This is a genomic window from Agrobacterium sp. 16-2014-1-2a (assembly GCF_053522705.1).
In genome coordinates this window covers 84,318-104,104 of the sequence record NZ_JBNWBX010000002.1, presented here as the reverse complement: position 1 = coordinate 104,104, position 19,787 = coordinate 84,318, and the positions used below count along the sequence as shown (strand labels likewise).

The following is a 19,787-nucleotide window of genomic DNA, read 5'->3' as shown; positions in this document are numbered from 1 at the left end:
ACTTTTTTACGACGCATCGGCCCGGCCGTTTTGAATAAACCCACAGGCCAGACGGATTTCCACCGAAACCGCAAAAGAAACTGTTGCATTCCAAAAACGATTGAGCGATATAGCACCCGTCGCCGCGCTTTGGCGGCCCGCGGTCCAGCGAACTACCCCGGACCAGCGGTTTTTGAGCGGGTGTAGCTCAGGGGTAGAGCACAACCTTGCCAAGGTTGGGGTCGAGGGTTCAAATCCCTTCGCCCGCTCCAGTTTTCCCTGGAAAACGTCGGGAATGTCAAAGCGCTTACAGGCACCGCCTGATTTTGCCGCCGGTCCCAGATAGCTCCTCTTCAACCGAAGCCTACCCGCATGTTCTGGGCCGATCTGACGCCCAAACCATAGTCCCGTGCCCTAGACACCGAACTTATTCGCTTCAGGAAGGCGTTTGCGGACGTGCAAGACATGATATCCGATTTGAGATGCCCATTAGAATTATTCAGTATTAAATATTATTCTTATTTAATATAAGAGTACAGTATCTTATTATAAGATACGTAATTACTAATAATACATAATTATTTCTTAAATTTATAAGTATAATCATCACCGGAAAAGCGCATGATGCCGAAATATGACCCATGAAGGGCTCGATTTTCTTGTGGGAGCCATAACGATGAGAAATATTCCCGTTGTCGGAAAGTTTTTGACGGTATTTGCGCTATTCGGCGTATGTGCAATCCTGATTGCGGCCTACTCCGCCATACAGATCAAATCGATCGATGGAAGTTATAGTGATCTTATTGCGCGTGACAGCGCAGCGGCCTTGAATTTGGCGCTCGCGAACAAGGAACTGCTGAACGGGCGTGCGGCTCTGGCCGATATGATGATCGCCTTTACGGAACAGGGTAATGCCGCTGCCGAAGCTGAGGTGAAGGCCACACGCGACAAGTTCATGGTATCGATGGATGGAGCCATCGCCAATATCCCCGAAGACAACCGCCTGCGCGTACTCAAGGACGACGTGACGACGCTCTATAACGTGACGTGCAAGAACGCTTGGCACCTGGGCCGAACCGCATCAACCGTGGATGAGGCACTTGCGTCGCAAAAAGCGTTTGGCACCGAGTGCCAGCCAGTCTTTGCCAAGATCGGCGCGAAACTTACACAGATAGCCACTGATATTTCGAACCGTAGCGCCAAGCAGAGCGATGATCTGAGCGACATAAGCCAACGGACTGCACTGATTACCGTCGCGGCGGTCGTCCTCGGCTTCATCACCGTCGTCGTCATCGGATATTTCGCGATCAGCAGCTGGCTTGTCACGCCGATCCGGGGTCTTGTCGGCACGATGCAAACGCTTGCGGAGGGTAACCTGTCCGTCAAGGTCGAGGGAACGGACCGGCGCGACGAGGTCGGCACGATGGCAAAGGCCGTTGAGGTCTTCAAGGATAACGAATTGAAGGCCCGCCGGCTGGAAGCGGATGCGGCGCAGGTGCGTAACCAGTCCGAGGCAGAGCGTCAAAGAACCGCCGAAATTGATCGCAGGCGCGCCGCCGAAATGGCGGAAGCGACCAGCGGCCTTGCCGAAGGTCTGAAGCATATGGCCAATGGCGACCTGTCCTACCAGCTGAAAACGCCTTTCTCCGCAGAATTCGAAAGCCTGCGTGCGGACTTCAATATCGCCGTAAACCAGCTTAGCAAAACACTACTGTCCGTTGCCGATGTCACGGCCACGATCGACAACGGCTCTCGCGAGTTGAGTTCGAGTGCGAGCGACCTGTCGCAACGCACGGAAACCCAAGCCGCATCGCTGGAAGAAACAGCCGCAGCGCTCGACCAGATAACCAGCAACGTCAGCAATTCGACCAGACGGACTGAGGAGGCCCGGATCGTGGCGGTCGAGGCCAACAGATCCGCGCAGACATCCGGTCAGGTCGTGGCAACTGCGGTCGATGCCATGAAGCGCATAGAAAGCTCTTCAAGCCAGATTTCCAACATCATAGGCGTCATCGACGAGATTGCCTTCCAGACCAATCTTCTGGCACTCAACGCCGGCGTCGAGGCGGCCCGTGCGGGCGAGGCAGGCAAGGGCTTTGCGGTTGTGGCACAGGAAGTGCGTGAATTGGCCCAGCGCTCGGCGCAAGCGGCCAAGGAAATCAAGGAGCTTATCCGCAACTCCGCCGACGAAGTGCAGAACGGCGTGAAACTCGTGACCGCAACCGGCGACGCCTTGAAGATCATTGAAAGTCACGTCATCGCCATCAATACACAACTCGACGCCATAGCGACATCCGCAAGGGAACAGTCGGTCGGGTTGGCCGAGGTCAACAGCGCGGTAAACCAGATGGACCAGGTCACGCAGCACAATGCCGCGATGGTCGAAAGGGCGACGGCCTCCAGCGCATCGCTTGCCGGTGATGCCGAAAGACTCCGCCAGATCGTCGGCCAGTTCAAGCTGGATGGCGCAATGGCCAGCACCAGCACGGCTAGAACCGCATATATGCCTTCAGCGCCGGTGCGCGTTGCGGACAACGCACAGCCGAGACCATCCCCGGCGCGTCGCATGATCGGCCAGGTGGCCGCAGCGCTCGGCGTATCCACGGCCTCGAAAGATCAGACATGGGGCGAATTCTGATCCACTCTCTCAGAAGACACCCGGATAGCTTATCCGGGTGTCTTAAGGTTATCTATATCAGTGAAAACCGCTCCTCCGTCATGCCGGGCTAGACCCGGGTGACGGCACCAGGAGGAATTCCACCCATACCCGTTGGCAACTGTCAGGCAGCCGCGTCCCATACAGGTGCAAGCCCGTCCGGCGAGACGATACGGCCATCCGGTCGAGCAAGAGCACGGATCGCATCCGTCTCAGCGACCGACAGCGTGAAATCGAAGATCGCAAGGTTTTCATCAACACGGGCTTCGCTCACCGTCTTCGAAAGCGCAATCACACCCTGCTGCTGCACGAGCCAGCGCAGCACCACCTGCGCCACCGACTTGCCCCGACTTGCGGCGATGTCCTTCAGAACCGGATCGGCAAAAACCTTGCCGTCGGCCATACCGTAATAACCCGTCACCGACATGCCGGCAGCCTTGGCCGTCGCGATCACCATATCCTGATCGATATAGGGATGGTATTCGATCTGATTGGTGACGATCGGTGCCTTTGACAAACTGACCGCCTCAGCCATCAGCGCCGTATTGAAGTTGGACACGCCGATATGGCGAACCTTTCCGGCGTCGCGAACCGCGTTCAGCGCGCCGATCTGCTCGGCCAGCGTTACCGCTTCGTTCGGCCAGTGCAGAAGCAGGAGATCGACATAATCGGTCTTCAGTTTTTTCAGGCTCTCATCGACGGAGGCAAGAAAGGCATCGTGCCTGTAGTTCTCCACCCAGACCTTGGTGGTCAGGAAGATATCGCTGCGTGCCACGCCGGAACCGGCAATGGCTTCGCCGACTTCGGCCTCATTACCGTAAATCTGCGCGGTATCGATATGGCGAAAACCGGCCTTCAGGGCATGCGGAACGATCCTAAGAACATCGGGGCCGGGAATACGGAAGGTACCGAAGCCAAGCGCCGGGATCGAAGCGCCGTTGGCCGTGACATCAAACATATATTTTCTCCTTTTAGGGTACGCCCGGCCAGCCCTTAGGCAGTGGCCGGGATTTATATGAAAAACTCAGGCAGTCTTCAGCGAGAGCGAGGCGCGCCGGTCGAGTGCACTGCTCCAGAGGGTGAGAATGAGGGCAATGGCGACAAGGATGGCGCCGACCCACGGGGTTGCGGCAAGGCCCATCGGCGATTCCACCACCAGACCGCCAAGCCACGCACCAATCGCGATGCCGAGATTGAAGGCGGCGATATTGAGCGCCGAGGCGACATCGACAGCGCCGGGGCGGTGTTCCTTGGCCAGCTGCACCACATAAAGCTGCAGGCCGGGAACGTTGGCAAAGGACAGGAAGCCGAGCGCCACCAGCGTGATCAGGGTCGGAATCGGCGAAACGGCGGTGAAGGAAAAGACCAGCAGCACGATGGCTTGTGCCAGAAAGAGGCCGATCAACGCCTTGACCGGATTGTGGTTGGCGATTTTGCCGCCACCGATGTTACCGGCGGCAATGGCGATGCCGTAGAGCACAAGGATCAGGCCGACGCTCTTTTCGGAGAAGCCTGTGACATCCTGAAGGATCGGCGCCAGAAAGGTGAAGGCTACGAAGGTGCCGCCGTAACCAAGTGCGGTCATGGCGAAAACGATGAGTAGTCGGCCGGAACCCAGCACCCGCACCTGATCGAGAAGGCTGGCGGGCGGCGCTTTCTTCAGCGTTCCCGGCAACAGGGCCGCGATACCGGCAAAGGCGATGACACCAAGACCTGCAACCGCCCAGAAGGTGGCGCGCCAGCCGAAAATCTGCCCGATATAGGTACCGATCGGCACGCCGGTGACGATGGCGACAGTCAGACCCATGAACATCATGGCAATCGCCGAGCCACGGCGGTTTTCCGGCACGAGATCGGCGGCGATGGTGGCGCCAACAGAGAAGAACACGCCATGGGCGAAGGCGGAAAGCACCCGCGCGACCAGAAGCGTCTCATAGCTTGGCGACACGGCGGCTGCGACATTACCGACGACGAACAGCGCCATCAGACCCAGCAGCAGCGGCTTTCTTTCGATCTTGCCGGTCAGCGCAGTCAGGATCGGCGCACCGAAAGTGACACCCAGCGCGTAAACGCTGACGATAAGGCCGGCAAGCGGCAGTGTAATGTGAAGATCTGCGGCGACCGTCGGCAAAAGACCGACGATGACAAACTCCGTGGTTCCGATCGCGTAAGCAGCGATCGTCAAGGCAAATATGGCCAATGGCATGACGAGTACCTCTTCGCCCGGAGCGGGATCGCGGGCGTTATGGACAGCGGGTGCTGTCCGGTTGGATCAACTATGTGATTGCAATATGGGCGAAGGGGACTTGCATGATAATCAGCAAGATTGGATAAAGGCCTTTGAATTAATTTCACAAGTGGTGCAGCGATGGACAACAGGGCCGGAGAAATGGAAGTCTTCGTGGCGGCAGCCGAGCTGGGGAGTTTTTCCGCAGCCGGGCGCAGGCTCAAGCTTTCACCCTCGGCGGTGAGCAAACTTGTCACCCGCATTGAAGACCGCCTCGGCACCCGCCTTCTCGCTCGCTCCACCCGCGTGGTGACGCTGACGCCGGAGGGGGAAATCTATCTTTCCCGGGCAAGGCGCATTCTGGCCGACATCGCCGATACGGAGCAGATCGTAGCAGGCGGCGGCAAGGTGGTGCCGCGGGGGCTACTGCGTGTCAACGCCACGCTGGGCTTCGGCGAAAGGTATCTTCTGCCGCTCGCACCGGAGTTTTTATCTCTTTATCCGGAAATCGAACTGGATATCTCGCTGACCGACGGCGTCATCAGCCTGATCGAGGAGCGCACCGATATTGCGATACGATCCGGCGGGTTGGCGGATTCGTCCCTCAAGGCAAGAAAGCTGAAAGAGGTCCGCCGGATCATCGTCGCCTCCCCTGCCTATATCGAAAAACATGGCATGCCGGAAAAGCCGCAGGATCTGGCCCAACACAATTGCATCAGCTTCAATTTCAGTCGCAGCCTCAACGAATGGCCTTTTCGTGATCCCGGCACGACGGAAGTCTACCGCCTTCCCGTGACCGGCAACGCCTCGGTCAACAGCGGCATGGCAATGCGTAGGCTGTGCCTGACGGGCCTTGGGCTGGGAAGGGTCGGAGAGTTTCATGTCGAGCCGGATATCGAGGCCGGTCTGCTCGTGCCGGTGCTGGAGGATTACAATCCGGGCGACATGGAGGTGATCCATGCCGTTTATGCCGGACATGATCATCTGGCCGCCCGCGTACGCGCCTTTATCGATTTTGTCGCGGCAAAGGTCGGGCGGTGACTAGCCGCCTCAGACGAGGCTGTGAACCATCTTCGCCAGCCAGTCCACGAAAACACGGACCTTGTTGGTGACGTGCCGTGTCTGCGGATAAACGACATAGATCGGCATGGGTTCGCGCCGCCATTCCGGCAGAACCGGCACAAGCTCGCCACGCGCAAGTGCATCCTTGACCATGAAAACGGGCAGCTGCACCATGCCCATGCCCGCTAGCGCGGCGTTGAGATAGGTGCGGCTGTCATTCACCGACACGACATAGTTGGGCGTAATCTCGACGCTGCGAAGCCCGTTGTCGAATGAGATCGGCATGATCTGGCCAGTGGTGGCATTGAAATATCCCACGGAATGATGTCCGTTTTCGAGATCTTCCGGCTGTTGCGGCATGCCGAAACTCTCGATATACAGGGGAGAGGCGAAGGTTTCGAATTTCAGCTCGCCGACCTTGCGCGCAATAAGGGATTGATCCCGCAAGGTGCCGACCCGCAGCGCGCAATCGACATTCTCCGCGATATAATCGACCAGACGGTCGCCGACGCCGAGATCGAGCCGGATTTGCGGATAGCGCTGGTAAAATTCGCAAAGATGTGGAATAACCACGAGGTCCGCGAAGACACCGGCCATTTCCACCCGCAACCGGCCAGACGGCTGCACCTGCGCGCTGGACATGCTACCATCAAGCTCTTCGATTTCCGACAGAATCTGCGAGGCCCGCTCATAATAGAGAGCGCCGTCCGTCGTCAGCATCACCCGCCGCGTTGTGCGGTTGAGAAGCGTGGTATGTAAATGCGCCTCCAGCGCCTGGACCATGTTGGTGACGGTGGTTTTGGGCATGTTAAGCGCGGTCGCGGCGCGGCTGAAATTGCCGGTTTCGACGACGCGAGTGAATACCCGCATGGCGGAAAGCTGATCCATGTCGCTATTATCCGTTTTTTTGGAATAGTGTTTTCATTTTGACGTACTTGATCGTTTTCTCCCGAACAATAATATGAATTTCAGATTTTGCAAATATGGTGAGCTGCTGATGGCGGCGCACGGGACCGGATCAAATGAAAGCGCACTGGGAAAATATCGAAGGCTGTGGGGGCTCGGCGTCCCAGCTTTCCGTGCGCCGATATGAAAGTGCCGGCCTGTGCACCAACCCGCCCGTGGTCCTTTATTTGCGCGGCGGCTCGTTTCTTGAAAAGGGCGGCAATTGCCCGGAGCTTCCGGTGGCACGCGCGCTCGCTGAAAGCGGCGCGATCGTCGTCGAGGCCGACTATAGCAAGTCGTCCGGCAACGAGTTTCCGATGGTGATCGATTGTGCCTTCGAAGCGCTGGATCATCTGAGCCGGGACCGCAAGCATTATGGCGGCGCGAAATCGCTGCTGTTTGTGGCCGGCGAAGAGGCTGGTGGCAATGTGGCGGCTGGGCTTGCGCTGAAGGCGCGGGACCGCATGCCCGGCAAGCTTGCCGGTCAAATACTTCTGTCGCCCATGATCGACCCGATGATGACGACGGAATCCTTCCGCGATGCGGACAGGATCGGCATGCGCCAGCGCTGGGCGGATGGTTGGAGCCATTACCTTGCCAAGGCCTGCGGGTTTTTTCACCCCTATGCCGCGCCCTGCCAGTGTACGCGGCTGAACCGGGTGGCGCCGGCGCTGATCTTTACCGCCGAGGACGACCCTCTGCGCGACGAAACGGTCGGTTATGCCGACAGGCTCATCGCCTCCGGTGTCAGCGTCCGGCAGCATGTTTTCCCCGCCGGTATTGGCTGGACGGGGCTTTATCAAGGAAAGGGCGGCGGATGGGTCCCATCCGTCTGTTCGGAGTTCAAGACCTTCGTTGACCAGATAAAACACTGAAATCGCATTTTGAGCATGTCCAGTAAAAGTGCGTAGCGGTTTTACGCCCGGACCATGCGACAAAACACACAGATAGAGAAACTGACCGGCTCCTGATCCGAGCCAAGGAGAGACCCATGACGCTGACCACAAAGCGCCGGGCCCTGACGGGCGCCGGTATCGGGCTTGCTATGTCCGTTGCAGCCGCAGCACTCATTTTCGACCTGCCCACCAGCCGTGATGCGACGGCAGCTTCCACCCCGGCTGAAACGCCGGCTATCCCAGTCACCGTCGCCAAGGTGGAAAGCCGCGATGTGATGCGCTGGGAAGAATTTTCCGGCCGTCTCGAAGCCGTCGACCGCGTGCAGATCCGCTCCCGCGTCGCTGGCCAGATCAAGGCCGTGCATTTCCGCGAAGGCGCGCTGGTGAAGGAAGGCGACCCCCTCTTCACCATCGATCCGGCCCCCTATCAGGCAGCCGTTGCAGGTGCTGAAGCCCAGGTCGCCTCCGCCGAAGCCAAGGTCAGCCTTGCCAAGACGGAACTCGACCGTGGCCGCAGGCTTTCCGACAATCGCACGATCTCCCAGAGCGATCTCGACCAGCGGCAAAGCTCGTTTGCGGATGCCGAAGCCCAGCTTCGCGCCGCCCGCTCGACGCTGACGACGGCTCAGCTCGATCTTGGTTACACCGAAATCGTTGCACCGGTTTCCGGCAGGGTCGGCCGCATCGAAATCACCGCCGGCAACCTCGTTGCCGCCGGCTCGACATCGCCTGCCCTGACGACGCTGGTTTCGGTCAACCCGATCTATGCCAGCTTCAACGCCAGCGAAGGAACGGTAGCGAAAGCGCTTTCCGAGCTGCCGAAGACAACCGACGCCCTGCCCGCGCTCGAACAGATCCCGGTGGAAATCGGCACGCTTTCGGATGAAGGCACGCCGATCAAGGGCACCCTGCACCTCATCGACAACCAGGTCGATTCCGCCAGCGGCACCATTGGTGTGCGTGCGGTCTTCGAAAATCCTGATGGCAGGCTCATTCCCGGCCAGTTCGTGCGGGTGCGCATGGGGGAACCGAAGCCGGAAAACCGGATAGTCATCAGCGACCGCGCCATCGGCACGGATCAGGACAAGCGGTTCGTCTTTGTCGTCGATGCCGAAAACAAGGTGAGCTACCGCCAGATCAAGCCCGGCGCACCGGCTGACGGCCAGCGCATCATCGACAGCGGCCTTGCCGCCGGCGATACGATCGTCGTCAACGGCCTGCAGCGCATTCGCCCCGGTGCAACCATCGCACCGCAGGCGGAAGACAAGGTCGCCGCCTCGCAATAACGCCGTCTCGCCTCCGGCGAGACGCATTTCACAAAGAACCGGCCCTCACCGGCGGCCATGATGCCGCCGGAACGGTCCTTGCATTTCCAAATCTACCCGGAGAGGGGACTGGATATGAATATTTCCAGATTTTTTGTCGACAGGCCGGTCTTCGCCGGCGTGCTGTCGATCCTGATCGTGGTCGCAGGCCTTCTCGGCATGCGCGCCCTGCCGATTTCCGAATATCCGGAAGTCGTGCCGCCATCCGTCGTCGTCCGCGCCACCTATCCCGGTGCGAACCCGGCCGTTATCGCCGAAACCGTCGCCACGCCGCTTGAAGAACAGATCAACGGCGTCGAGGACATGCTCTATATGGGCAGCCAGGCGACATCGGACGGCGTGCTGACGCTGACCGTCACGTTCAAGCTGGGCACCGACCCGGACAAGGCGCAGCAGCTGGTGCAGAACCGCGTGTCGCAGGCCGAACCGCGCCTGCCCGCGGAAGTGCGCGCACTCGGCATCACCACCGTCAAAAGCTCGCCCGACTTCATCATGGTCGTCAATCTCGTGTCGAAGACCGATGCCTATGACATCACCTATCTGCGCAACTATGCGACGCTGAACGTCAAGGATCGCCTCGCCCGTATCGAAGGCGTGGGTCAGGTGCAGGTCTTCGGCGCCGGTGACTATTCCATGCGCGTCTGGCTGGATCCGCAAAAGGTGGCCGAACACGATCTCGCCGCCAGCGACGTATCCGACGCCATCCGTCAGCAGAACGTCCAGGCCGCAGCCGGCGTTATCGGCGCATCGCCAAGCCCCAACGGCGTCGACCTGCAGCTCAACGTCAATGCCCAGGGCCGTCTGACGACTCCGGAGGAATTCGGCAACATCATCGTCAAGAGCGGCGCGAACGGCCAGATCACCCGTCTTCGCGACGTCGCCCGCATCGAACTCGGCGCTGCCGACTATACGCTGCGCTCGCTGCTCGACGGCGAACCCGCCGTGGCGATCGCCGTATTGCAGGCTCCCGGCTCCAACTCCATCGAAATCGCCGACAATGTCCGCGCGACAATGGACAATCTGCAACTGGCGATGCCTGATGGCGTGAAATATGAAATCGTCTACGACACGACGAAGTTCGTTCGCTCGTCCATCGAAAAGGTCGTTGATACGCTCCTCGAGGCCGTTGGCCTCGTGGTACTTGTGGTCATCCTGTTCCTCCAGACCTGGCGCGCCTCGATCATTCCGCTGATCGCCGTTCCGGTGTCGATCATCGGCACCTTCGCCGTCATGTATGCCTTCGGCTTCTCCATTAACGCGTTGACCCTGTTCGGCCTCGTGCTGGCCATCGGCATCGTGGTGGATGACGCCATCGTGGTGGTGGAAAACGTCGAGCGAAACATCGAAAACGGGCTTTCCCCGCGTGATGCCACCTACAAGGCGATGCGCGAAGTCTCCGGGCCGATCATAGCAATCGCGCTTGTGCTGGTCGCCGTTTTCGTCCCACTAGCCTTTATCTCCGGCCTTTCTGGCCAGTTCTACCGGCAGTTCGCGCTGACGATCGCGATTTCCACCGTCATTTCGGCGATCAATTCCCTGACGCTGTCACCCGCTCTTGCAGCCCTGCTGCTGAAAGAGCACGACGCACCGAAAGACTGGCTGACCCGCTTCATGGACCGGATTTTCGGCTGGTTCTTCCGTGGCTTCAACCGCGCCTTCGGCGCCGCCTCCAACGGTTACGGCAAAACCGTAGGCGGGCTGGTAACGCGCAAAAGCCTCGTCATGATCGTCTATATGGCGCTGGTGGCTGCCACCTACGGCATGTTCAGTGCGGTCCCAAGCGGGTTCGTACCGGCGCAGGACAAGCAATATCTCATCGGCTTCGCCCAGCTTCCGGACGGCGCAACGCTTGACCGCACGGAAAGTGTCATCAAGCGGATGAGCGATATCGCCATGCAACAGCCGGGCGTCAGCCACGCCATCGCCTTCCCCGGCCTGTCGATCAACGGCTTCACCATCGGCTCCAATTCCGGCATCGTCTTTGCAGTTCTCGACGACTTCGAAAACCGCAAGACGCCGGAACTGTCAGGCGGCGCCATCGCAATGCAGCTGAACCAGAAGTTTGCCGGCATTCAGGATGCCTTCATCGCCATGTTCCCGCCGCCGCCGGTTAACGGTCTCGGCCAGACGGGCGGCTTCAAGCTGCAGATCGAGGACCGTGCCGGTTACGGCTACCAGACGCTTGACGAAGCGGCCAAGGCGGTCATCGCCAAGGCATACCAGACACCGGAACTGGCAGGCATCTTCTCCAGCTTCCAGATCAACGTGCCGCAGCTCTTCGCCGATCTCGACCGCGCCAAGGCCGAGCAGCTGGGTGTTTCGGTCAGCGACGTCTTCCAGACGCTGCAGATCTATCTGGGCTCGCTTTATGTCAACGACTTCAACGCCTTCGGGCGGACATACAGCGTGCGTGTACAGGCAGATGCGCAATTCCGCGCCCATGCCGAAGATATCGGCCGCCTGAAGGTCCGCTCGTCCACCGGTCAGATGATCCCGCTTTCCACGCTGTTGAAGGTAGATGCAACGACAGGACCGGAGCGCACAAACCGTTATAACGGCTTCCTTGCAGCCGATATCAACGGCGGTCCGGCACCGGGCTTCTCCTCTGGACAGGCGCAGGCGGCGATCGAGAAAATCCTTGCCGAAAACCTGCCGGCCGGGATCGAATACGAATGGACGGACCTGACTTACCAGCAGATCCTTGCCGGTAATTCCAGCCTCGTGGTCTTCCCGCTGGCGCTGCTGCTCGTCTATCTCGTATTGGCTGCGCAATATGAAAGCCTGACCCTGCCGATCGCGATCATTCTGATCGTTCCGCTCGGCGTTCTCGCCGCATTGACAGGCGTCTGGCTGACGGGAGGGGACAACAACATCTTTACGCAGATCGGCCTTGTCGTCCTTGTGGGACTATCGGCGAAGAATGCGATCCTGATCGTGGAATTCGCCCGCGAGCTGGAATTCGAAGGACGAACGCCGCTTCAGGCCGCAGTCGAGGCAAGTCGCCTGCGCCTCCGCCCGATCCTGATGACCTCACTCGCCTTCATCATGGGCGTGGTGCCTCTGGTCATCTCCACCGGTGCGGGTGCGGAAATGCGCGCGGCCATGGGTGTCGCAGTGTTCTCCGGCATGATCGGGGTGACGTTCTTCGGCATCTTCATGACACCGGTATTCTACGTGCTGGTGCGCAAGCTGTCGGGTAACCGTCCTCTCATCCAGCACAAACAGGAAGAACCTGCCAATTCGGACTACAAGCTCGAAAAGGCCGGCTGAGACCTGATCCAATCCACCGCAAACTTCGACGAAAGCCCGCCGCGCATCTCACGATGCGCGGCGTTTTTGTTGGTGGGAACGTCCATGTGCATCGCCTGAAACAGAATCTGTTTCAATGACTTAAGCAGCAAGCACATACATGTTGCGCCGCAATAAAGAAATAACGAATACACTATATCCGCATAAGGCAGCAGATACTTAAAGGAACAATGCTATTTTATGCTTTCCATTTTGTGGTAATTTCAAGAACAGGGTGATTCGGGCTAAATGATTTAGTTCAGGGGTGACATGATGGAGCAGGAATACGAAAACTGGGCGACAACCATTGCCTATTCGATAGTAATGCATGAAGGTCTGGATCTGGCGCTTGCCGCGCAGAATCTGGACAGAGGCAAGACCAGAAACAACCGTGAACGGCTGATGGAAGCCATCCGCACATCGCTGCTGGAGGCCCGTTCGCGCAGCCATCTGACGATAGCGCAGCGGCTCTGAAGTCTGTCGCCGTATCCGATGATGCCACAGGATCAGGTTGGAAGCAGATCGGTCCTTATCGCGGCTTTCAGCGGCAGGTGGTCCGAGGCAATGCGCGCCAGCGCACTGTCATGCGCTTCCACCTGCTCGATCAGCCCTTCGCGGTTGGCGATGATCCTGTCGAGCGCAAGCACCGGCAGGTTGGATGGAAAACTGGGCACTGCGGGCGGCAGGGCGCCGAATGCATCTCTCAGAGTATTGAGCGACGAGCCATTGCCGAGACGCCATTCGTTCAGGTCTCCCATGAGGATGGTCGCGCATTCGTTTCGCGCTTCCAGAAGACCGATAAGCGCCTTCGCCTGCTGGGCACGGGAATGCCTCAAAAGACCGAAATGCGCGGCGATTATTCGCAGTGCGCCACCGCTTTTCAAATCCAGTTCCACTACCAGCGCGCCGCGCGGCTCCAGCCCCGGCAATTTCAGCGTATGAACATCCCGCACCGCACCTTCCTTGAACAACAGGACATTGCCATGCCATCCATGCGCCTTCACACCCGCCAGAACAGGCACGGGGACAAGCCCGCTTTCCCGCTCCAGCCGGGCAAGATCGAGCAGGCCCGTGCGCTCGCCGAAACGGCTGTCCGCCTCTTGTAGCGCGATGATATCCGCGCCGATTTCCTGAATAACGCGGCTGGTGCGATCAGGATCGAACCTGCGGTCGCGGCCGACGCATTTATGGACGTTGTAGGACGCGATGACCGGAAAGGAGTGATCTCTCTCCACCTGCCCGGCATTCTTCCGTTGGTGGCGGTCGCGCAGCGACTGCATGACGAAGGCGGGCAGGCTGCTGTTTTTCGCCAGTGCCGTTTTTCCACGCTCCAGCAAACTGTTTTTCTTCACGCTGCGACGCCTCCGATGCGCAAATTAAAAGTTCTAGAGCGTTTCCGACGTATGGCGCTCTAAAGATACGGCGAAGCGAGCCACAGGACGCGCTCCACAAAACGGACAACGAATGGCCGCGCATTCAGTTCGCTCAGTCGCACGGGTAAAGCGGTTGCCCGTGCTTCCCGGATGCGGTTTCCGATGGTCGCGGCGAATTCCTCATCCATAACTTCCAGATCAACTTCGAAGTTCAGCCGCAATGAACGAGGGTCCAGGTTGGAAGAACCGATGTAGCTCCAGCGCTCGTCGATCACCAGAAGCTTGGAATGATTGAAGGGCCCTGTCGCCCGCCAGATGCGGCAGTAATTCTTCAACATCTGGTCGAATTGCGCCGTCATCGCCCTGTCCACAAGCACCAGATTGTTGCTTTGCGGCACGATGATATCCACCACGACTCCCCGCCTCGCTGCGGTAATGAGCGCTGAAATAAGCTCCCGATCGGGGAGAAAATAGGGCGACATGACGAGAATGGAGGAGCGGGCGACGGAAAACGCCCCCATCAGCATCTTGTGATTGGTCTCTATGCTCTTATCCGGCCCCGAGGAGGAAACGCGGGCGACGATCTGTGAACCCGGCACACCATCGGGAATGGCGATATCCCAGACCGGCGTTTGCAGAAGCTTCCCCGTCGTGAACCTCCAGTCCTCCGCCGCAATGGAGAAAAAATCAGAGACTACCGGTCCGCTGATCTTGAAATGTGTGTCGTGCGCCTGTTTTTCGCCGCCGAATTCAAGGGTGAAGCCCTCGCGGATATTCATGCCGCCGCTAAAGGCGAGGCGCCCGTCCACCACGAGGATCTTGCGGTGGGTGCGCAAATTCGCATAGGGCAGCCGCAGCCCCATGATGACATTGCCGTTGAATACATCGGCAACGATGCCTTTTTCCCGGAGCGTCGGCAGGATGCTCGGCACGGAATAGCGCGCGCCCACGGCATCCACCAGCACCCGCACCTCCACGCCCCGGAACTTCGCCCTTTCGAGCGCGGCGACAAAACGGGCGCCGATCCTGTCATTGTCGAAAATATATGTTTCGAGGATGATCGACCGCTTCGCCTCGCCTATCGCTTCAAGCATGGCGGCATAGGCCACGTCGCCGGTGACAAGCGGCTCGATGCGGTTACCGGTCGTCAGTGCGTGGCGCGTAACCCGATCGCCGAGCGTCTTCATCGCCTCGAAACGGCGTCCGAACCGCGCGGCAATCACCTCGCCGCTCGCATCCAGGCGCGCCACGCGATCCATGATCTCGTCCTGCATGAAAGACCGCTGCTGCCTGATGCTGGACCGGCGAATCCGGTTGATGCCGGCAATCGCATAAATGACTGCACCGACGATCGGCGACAGAACGATGACGCCCACCCAGCCAAGCGCGGAGCGGACCTCTTCCTTCGTCATCGTGGCATGTACGGCCGCCACGGTTCCCATCAAAATGGAAAGAGCGGCAAGGATATGAGGCCAATAGGCGATGACGAGATCGAGCATGATGCAACTATAGGGCATCGTGCCGAAAAGTGTACCGCGGTTTTGGGAAAACCCGATGCGTAAACAAAAAGGTAGGGCAGTTCGCCGATACCGCAATACCGGACCGGCACCGGAAAGGCCAAGAAGACCGGACGCCCATCGTTTTACGGGATAGACCCTTGCGGGATTAACGGTGGAAAGTGACGATGCGATATGTCATGAGAGCGCATCTTGATCTGTGAGCAGGGGCACTTGCGGGCTTCTGTGGCGTTTGAAAGCAAGAAGGCCGTGATGCAGGAAAATACCCAGGGCGCCGTCATCGTCATTTCCAGCCACGTCATGCGTGGATCGGTCGGCAACCGTGCCGCAGTCTTCGCGCTGGAGACCCTTGGCTATCCGGTATGGGCGGTGCCCACAATCGTTTTGCCCTGGCACCCCGGCCATGGCCCGTCCACCCGGATGCGCTTTCAGGACGACGACTTCGACAAGGCCATGACGGACCTCGAAAACGCCAAATGGATCGGCGAGGTCAAGGCTGTCCTGACCGGTTATTTCGGCAGCGCGGCGCAGGTGCGCTCCGTCGCAAGGCTGATCCGCAATCTCAAGGAAAAGAACCCGTCGCTGATTTATGCCTGTGACCCGGTCATGGGCGATCTGGGCGGACTATACATTCCCCTTGAGACTGCCGAAGCCATCCGCGATCACCTCATTCCGCTTGCCACCGTCGCCACGCCAAACCGTTATGAACTGGCCTGGATGAGCGGTGCCGAGCTTGAGACCAACAATGCCATCATGGATGCCGCGCTCGCACTCGGCCCGCCGAAAATGCTGGTCACCTCAGCCGTGTCGATGATGGCGGGCGGCACGGGAAATCTCTATTTGAGCGGCCGGCACGCGCTGATGGCGGAACACCGCGCCATAGAAGACGCACCGAACGGTCTCGGAGACCTGATGGCGGCGCTGTTCCTTGCCCGGCTGCTGGAAGGCATGGACGACGAGAAGGCGCTGCAACTGGCCACCGCCAGCGTGTTCGAAATTCTGGCGCGAACCAAAAAACGCGACATGAACGAATTGACGCTGGAGACGGATTCTTCAAGTCTCTCCACACCCATGGCGATGGTGCAGATGCGCCATCTCTTGCATCCTTCGCGCAGCAAGCGCAAATAGCGGCTAAAGGATTGGTCTTCAACGCACCGAGTTCTTCTCTTGATCTTGGTCCAAGCACAACGGTACTGCGATAGATGAAAGATTTTCCGGAAAACCTTCTCAACGGCTACAAGAACTTCATGAGCGGCCGCTATGCCGACGAGCGCGAAAGATACCGCGTTCTGGCTGATACCGGACAGAAACCGCAGACCCTGTTCATTGCCTGTTGTGACTCCCGTTCGGCGCCGGAAACGATTTTCGACTGCGGACCGGGAGAACTTTTCGTCGTGCGGAACGTCGCCAACATGGTGCCGCCCTTTGAGCCTGACGGTCAGTACCACGCCACATCAGCCGCCATCGAATATGCCGTGCAGGTTCTGAAGGTGAAGGACATCGTCGTCATGGGCCATGGCCGCTGCGGCGGCATTCAGGCCGCACTCGACCCCAATCTTGAACCTCTGTCACCCGGCGACTTCATCGGCAAATGGATGAACATGGTGAAATCCGCCGCCGAGCAGATCCAGAGCAACGACGTCATGACCGCTTCCGAGCGCCAGACGGCGCTGGAGCGCGTTTCCATTCGCAACTCCATCGCCAACCTGCGCGGCTTCCCCTTCGTCAAGGCGCAGGAAACCGCCGGCAAGGTAAAGCTGCATGGCGCCTGGTTCGATATCTCCACCGGCGAATTGTGGGTGATGGACGGCAAAACGGGCGACTTTCGCCGCCCGGACCTGTGATTGTCGAAACCTTCTCAAAGCTTCGTCACCCCGGACGTGATCCGGGGCCAAGCGCGATCAAGTCTTTGATTGCTTAGGATTGTTTTCACGGCGCAGACGCGCCGTGACTGGATGCCGGAACTAGTCCGGCATCACGGAAGTGGACGTTCCAATTGGGAGAAAGCGGCCTTATTGGCCGTCAATCGCCTTGCCGATAAACGCAATCGCCTGCTGATAAACGCTTGCAGCGTTCCAGCCCTGAATGGCCGCGTAATTCGTCTGCCCCTGCTGATAACCCGCACCGCGCTGCCAGCCGTGGCCGACAAGGAAGTTGGCCGTGGAGGCCAGCGCATCGGCGCGCGAACCGACGAGATCGATGCGTCCGTCGCGGTCGAAATCCACGCCGTAGCGCACAACGTTCAACGGCAGGAACTGAGTCTGGCCGATTTCGCCATGGGCAGCACCCTTGGCGTTAACGTTCAGCGAACCGCTGCCGACGAGCTTCAGGGCCGCATAAAGCTGCTCGGTAAAATAATCCGAACGGCGGCAGTCGAAAGAAAGCGTCGCCACGGCGGACAGCGTGTGCTGGTTGCCCATGAAGCCGCCAAATCCGGTTTCCATGCCCCAGATGGCGAGCAGCGGGCCGGCCGGCACGCCATAGGCCTTTTCAATCGAGGCGAAGAGAGCCGCATTGTTCTTCTTCATGGTCTTGCCGCGCGAGATGATCGTCTGGCCGCCACGCTTCTGCATGAACTGGTCGAAGGACAGCTTGAAGCTGTGCTGGCCGCGATCGGCGCGGATGGTCGGCTGATTGTAGGAGACGCCGGAGAAGGCACGATCAAGCACCGAGGCGCTGACACCGCGGCTCGCCGCTTCCTGCTTGAAGGCACCGACCCAGGCGTCGAACCCTGCCGAAGTGTTGCCGCATTGCGCAGCCACAACCGGCGTCGCCGCCAAAACCGAGACCATGGCCACACCAGCCAGAATTGCCTTCATTGCCCGCATCAAAATCTGCCTTCGATATCCTTTGGGGAATTTATCCCGAGAACCAAAACGTCGCTGCTGTATGGGCTCGGGTGCCAAATTGCTTTTTGGCCGCCTAAATTGCCTTTTGGCAGCAAGGCCTGCAAATAAACTGGCCGTGATGATAGCCAATTGGAAAACCCGCCTGCCCCACACAGAACAGACGGGTTATACTTAACGAACCTTAAAAAATCGTATCAAGCTGCCGCCTTGCGGGGCTTGATGAGACCACGATTGACCAGGAGTTCGGCGATCTGGATGGCATTGAGGGCAGCGCCCTTGCGCAGATTGTCCGAAACAACCCAGATGTTGAGGCCGTTTTCAACCGTCGCATCCTCACGGATACGCGAAATATAGGTCGCATCCTCGCCGGCGGATTCAACCGGGGTGATGTAGCCGCCATCTTCATGCTTGTCGATCACGAGGCAACCCGGCGCTTCGCGCAGGATATCACGCGCCTGATCGGCGGTGATCTCGTTTTCGAACTCGATGTTGACCGATTCCGAATGACCGATGAAAACAGGAACGCGCACGGCCGTGCAGGTTACCTTGATCTTCGGATCGAGCATCTTCTTGGTTTCGGCCAGAACCTTCCATTCTTCCTTGGTATAGCCGTCTTCCATGAAGACGTCGATATGCGGGATGACGTTGAAGGCGATGCGCTTGGTGAACTTCTTCGTTTCGACCGGATCGGCCACGAAGACGGCGCGTGTCTGCTGGAACAGCTCGTCCATGCCTTCCTTGCCAGCGCCGGAAACGGACTGGTAGGTGGAGACAACGACGCGCTTGATCTTGGCAAAGTCATGCAGCGGCTTCAGCGCGACAACGAGCTGGGCCGTGGAGCAATTCGGATTGGCGATGATGTTCTTGCGGGTGAAGCCCGAGATCGCGTCGGCATTGACTTCCGGAACGATCAGCGGAACGTCCTGGTCGTAGCGCCATGCAGACGAGTTATCGATGACGACGCAACCCTGCTGGCCGATCTTCGGCGACCACTTCTTGGAAATCTCGCCGCCGGCCGACATCAGGCAAATATCCGTGTCGGAAAAATCGTAGTTTTCGAGGTTGGAAACCTTCAGCGTGCGGTCGCCATAGGAAACTTCCGTGCCCTGCGAGCGGGAGGAAGCGAGCGGCACGACTTCATCTGCCGGAAAACCACGTTCGGCCAGGATGTTGAGCATTTCGCGACCGACATTGCCGGTGGCGCCTACAATTGCAACTTTGAAACCCATGATCAAGCTCTCTTTCTGTCTCTCCTCTTTTGGGTGAGGTGGGGAACCCGCATCGCATCGCGGCTTCCTCGATCCCCAGCCAAACCGGGGAGAGAGCGGTGGCCAGAGACGTCAGACGGTTTTAATCGTCGTTTTGGCCGTAATTCGGATAGAATAAGAAAGACGCGGATCATCGCCGGCAGATTGTGCCGGTCCTTCCATGACAATCATGTCTGCAACATGCCTGCGCAAGGTGATGCTCCTTCTTCGCGAGAAGCTATTAGAAGGTTTGGTGTTCGTGTCAAGAAAAAAGGCACGTTGCGAGCGACCCGGCGCATAAGCGCAAATGCCACCTCGCGACATTTTTGCACGTTATGCATTAGACTAAAGTCATAATCCGAAAGCATCGCTCTCATTGGGGTTAATTTTCTGTCACTCTAACATTACGCGCATTGCACCCTT

At 58.8% G+C, this 19,787-nt stretch carries 15 protein-coding genes and 1 tRNA gene; 9 read left to right on the top strand and 7 right to left on the bottom strand.

What is annotated here, in order from left to right; translation table 11 throughout:
* Window positions 1-176: 176 nt before the first annotated feature.
* Window positions 177-251: transfer RNA gene (locus tag ACQZ45_RS09310), tRNA-Gly, on the top strand.
* 404 nt (window positions 252-655) lie between these two features.
* Window positions 656-2,617: a methyl-accepting chemotaxis protein gene (locus tag ACQZ45_RS09305; protein ID WP_188352044.1), complete on the top strand. Its 1,962-nt coding sequence runs from the start codon at window positions 656-658 to the stop codon at window positions 2,615-2,617.
* A gap of 142 nt (window positions 2,618-2,759) precedes the next feature.
* On the opposite strand, the gene ACQZ45_RS09300 is transcribed toward ACQZ45_RS09305, so the two are convergent.
* Both ACQZ45_RS09300 and ACQZ45_RS09295 read right to left on the bottom strand, forming a co-directional pair.
* Window positions 2,760-3,593 carry an aldo/keto reductase gene (locus tag ACQZ45_RS09300; RefSeq protein WP_112959854.1) on the bottom strand — a complete coding sequence of 278 codons (834 nt, stop codon included), beginning with the start codon at window positions 3,591-3,593 and terminating at the stop codon, window positions 2,760-2,762.
* Window positions 3,594-3,659: 66 nt separating this feature from the next.
* Window positions 3,660-4,841, bottom strand: coding sequence for an MFS transporter (locus ACQZ45_RS09295; protein ID WP_065687499.1), 1,182 nt, complete (start codon window positions 4,839-4,841; stop codon window positions 3,660-3,662).
* A gap of 162 nt (window positions 4,842-5,003) precedes the next feature.
* Between ACQZ45_RS09295 and ACQZ45_RS09290 the strand changes: the two genes are divergently transcribed.
* Window positions 5,004-5,903 (top strand): LysR family transcriptional regulator, encoded by a 900-nt coding sequence (locus ACQZ45_RS09290; RefSeq protein WP_035251889.1) that lies wholly within the window; start codon window positions 5,004-5,006, stop codon window positions 5,901-5,903.
* Between the two features lie 9 nt (window positions 5,904-5,912).
* On the opposite strand, the gene ACQZ45_RS09285 is transcribed toward ACQZ45_RS09290, so the two are convergent.
* Window positions 5,913-6,812: a LysR family transcriptional regulator gene (locus ACQZ45_RS09285; protein WP_003514057.1), complete on the bottom strand. Its 900-nt coding sequence runs from the start codon at window positions 6,810-6,812 to the stop codon at window positions 5,913-5,915.
* 134 nt (window positions 6,813-6,946) lie between these two features.
* On the opposite strand from ACQZ45_RS09285, the gene ACQZ45_RS09280 reads away from it, so the two are divergent.
* From ACQZ45_RS09280 to ACQZ45_RS09265, 4 genes are all read left to right on the top strand, one after another.
* Window positions 6,947-7,744: an alpha/beta hydrolase fold domain-containing protein gene (locus tag ACQZ45_RS09280; RefSeq protein ID WP_013636765.1), complete on the top strand. Its 798-nt coding sequence runs from the start codon at window positions 6,947-6,949 to the stop codon at window positions 7,742-7,744.
* A gap of 116 nt (window positions 7,745-7,860) precedes the next feature.
* Complete coding sequence (locus ACQZ45_RS09275) at window positions 7,861-9,051, top strand: efflux RND transporter periplasmic adaptor subunit (protein WP_013636766.1); 1,191 nt, start codon at window positions 7,861-7,863, stop codon at window positions 9,049-9,051.
* Window positions 9,052-9,165: 114 nt separating this feature from the next.
* Window positions 9,166-12,360 carry an efflux RND transporter permease subunit gene (locus ACQZ45_RS09270; RefSeq protein WP_019565072.1) on the top strand — a complete coding sequence of 1,065 codons (3,195 nt, stop codon included), beginning with the start codon at window positions 9,166-9,168 and terminating at the stop codon, window positions 12,358-12,360.
* A 288-nt stretch (window positions 12,361-12,648) separates the two neighbouring features.
* On the top strand, window positions 12,649-12,852 hold the full coding sequence (locus ACQZ45_RS09265) for a hypothetical protein (RefSeq protein ID WP_041694491.1): 204 nt from the start codon (window positions 12,649-12,651) through the stop codon (window positions 12,850-12,852).
* Between the two features lie 32 nt (window positions 12,853-12,884).
* Here the strand turns inward: ACQZ45_RS09265 and ACQZ45_RS09260 are convergent, their stop codons facing one another.
* Together ACQZ45_RS09260 and ACQZ45_RS09255 are read right to left on the bottom strand one after the other, a co-directional pair.
* Complete coding sequence (locus ACQZ45_RS09260; RefSeq protein ID WP_013636769.1) at window positions 12,885-13,730, bottom strand: endonuclease/exonuclease/phosphatase family protein; 846 nt, start codon at window positions 13,728-13,730, stop codon at window positions 12,885-12,887.
* Window positions 13,731-13,789: 59 nt separating this feature from the next.
* Window positions 13,790-15,250: a phospholipase D-like domain-containing protein gene (locus ACQZ45_RS09255; protein ID WP_113292374.1), complete on the bottom strand. Its 1,461-nt coding sequence runs from the start codon at window positions 15,248-15,250 to the stop codon at window positions 13,790-13,792.
* A 270-nt stretch (window positions 15,251-15,520) separates the two neighbouring features.
* Here ACQZ45_RS09255 and pdxY point away from each other — a divergent pair, with 270 nt between their 5' ends.
* Both pdxY and ACQZ45_RS09245 read left to right on the top strand, forming a co-directional pair.
* Window positions 15,521-16,396, top strand: coding sequence for a pyridoxal kinase PdxY (gene pdxY / locus ACQZ45_RS09250; RefSeq protein ID WP_026330745.1), 876 nt, complete (start codon window positions 15,521-15,523; stop codon window positions 16,394-16,396).
* Window positions 16,397-16,470: 74 nt separating this feature from the next.
* On the top strand, window positions 16,471-17,112 hold the full coding sequence (locus tag ACQZ45_RS09245) for a carbonic anhydrase (RefSeq protein ID WP_003514071.1): 642 nt from the start codon (window positions 16,471-16,473) through the stop codon (window positions 17,110-17,112).
* 168 nt (window positions 17,113-17,280) lie between these two features.
* Here ACQZ45_RS09245 and ACQZ45_RS09240 read toward each other — a convergent pair whose 3' ends face one another.
* Together ACQZ45_RS09240 and ACQZ45_RS09235 are read right to left on the bottom strand one after the other, a co-directional pair.
* Window positions 17,281-18,096 (bottom strand): lytic murein transglycosylase, encoded by an 816-nt coding sequence (locus ACQZ45_RS09240; protein ID WP_003514072.1) that lies wholly within the window; start codon window positions 18,094-18,096, stop codon window positions 17,281-17,283.
* Window positions 18,097-18,311: 215 nt separating this feature from the next.
* Window positions 18,312-19,346, bottom strand: coding sequence for an aspartate-semialdehyde dehydrogenase (locus ACQZ45_RS09235; protein ID WP_003514078.1), 1,035 nt, complete (start codon window positions 19,344-19,346; stop codon window positions 18,312-18,314).
* Window positions 19,347-19,787 lie beyond the last annotated feature (441 nt).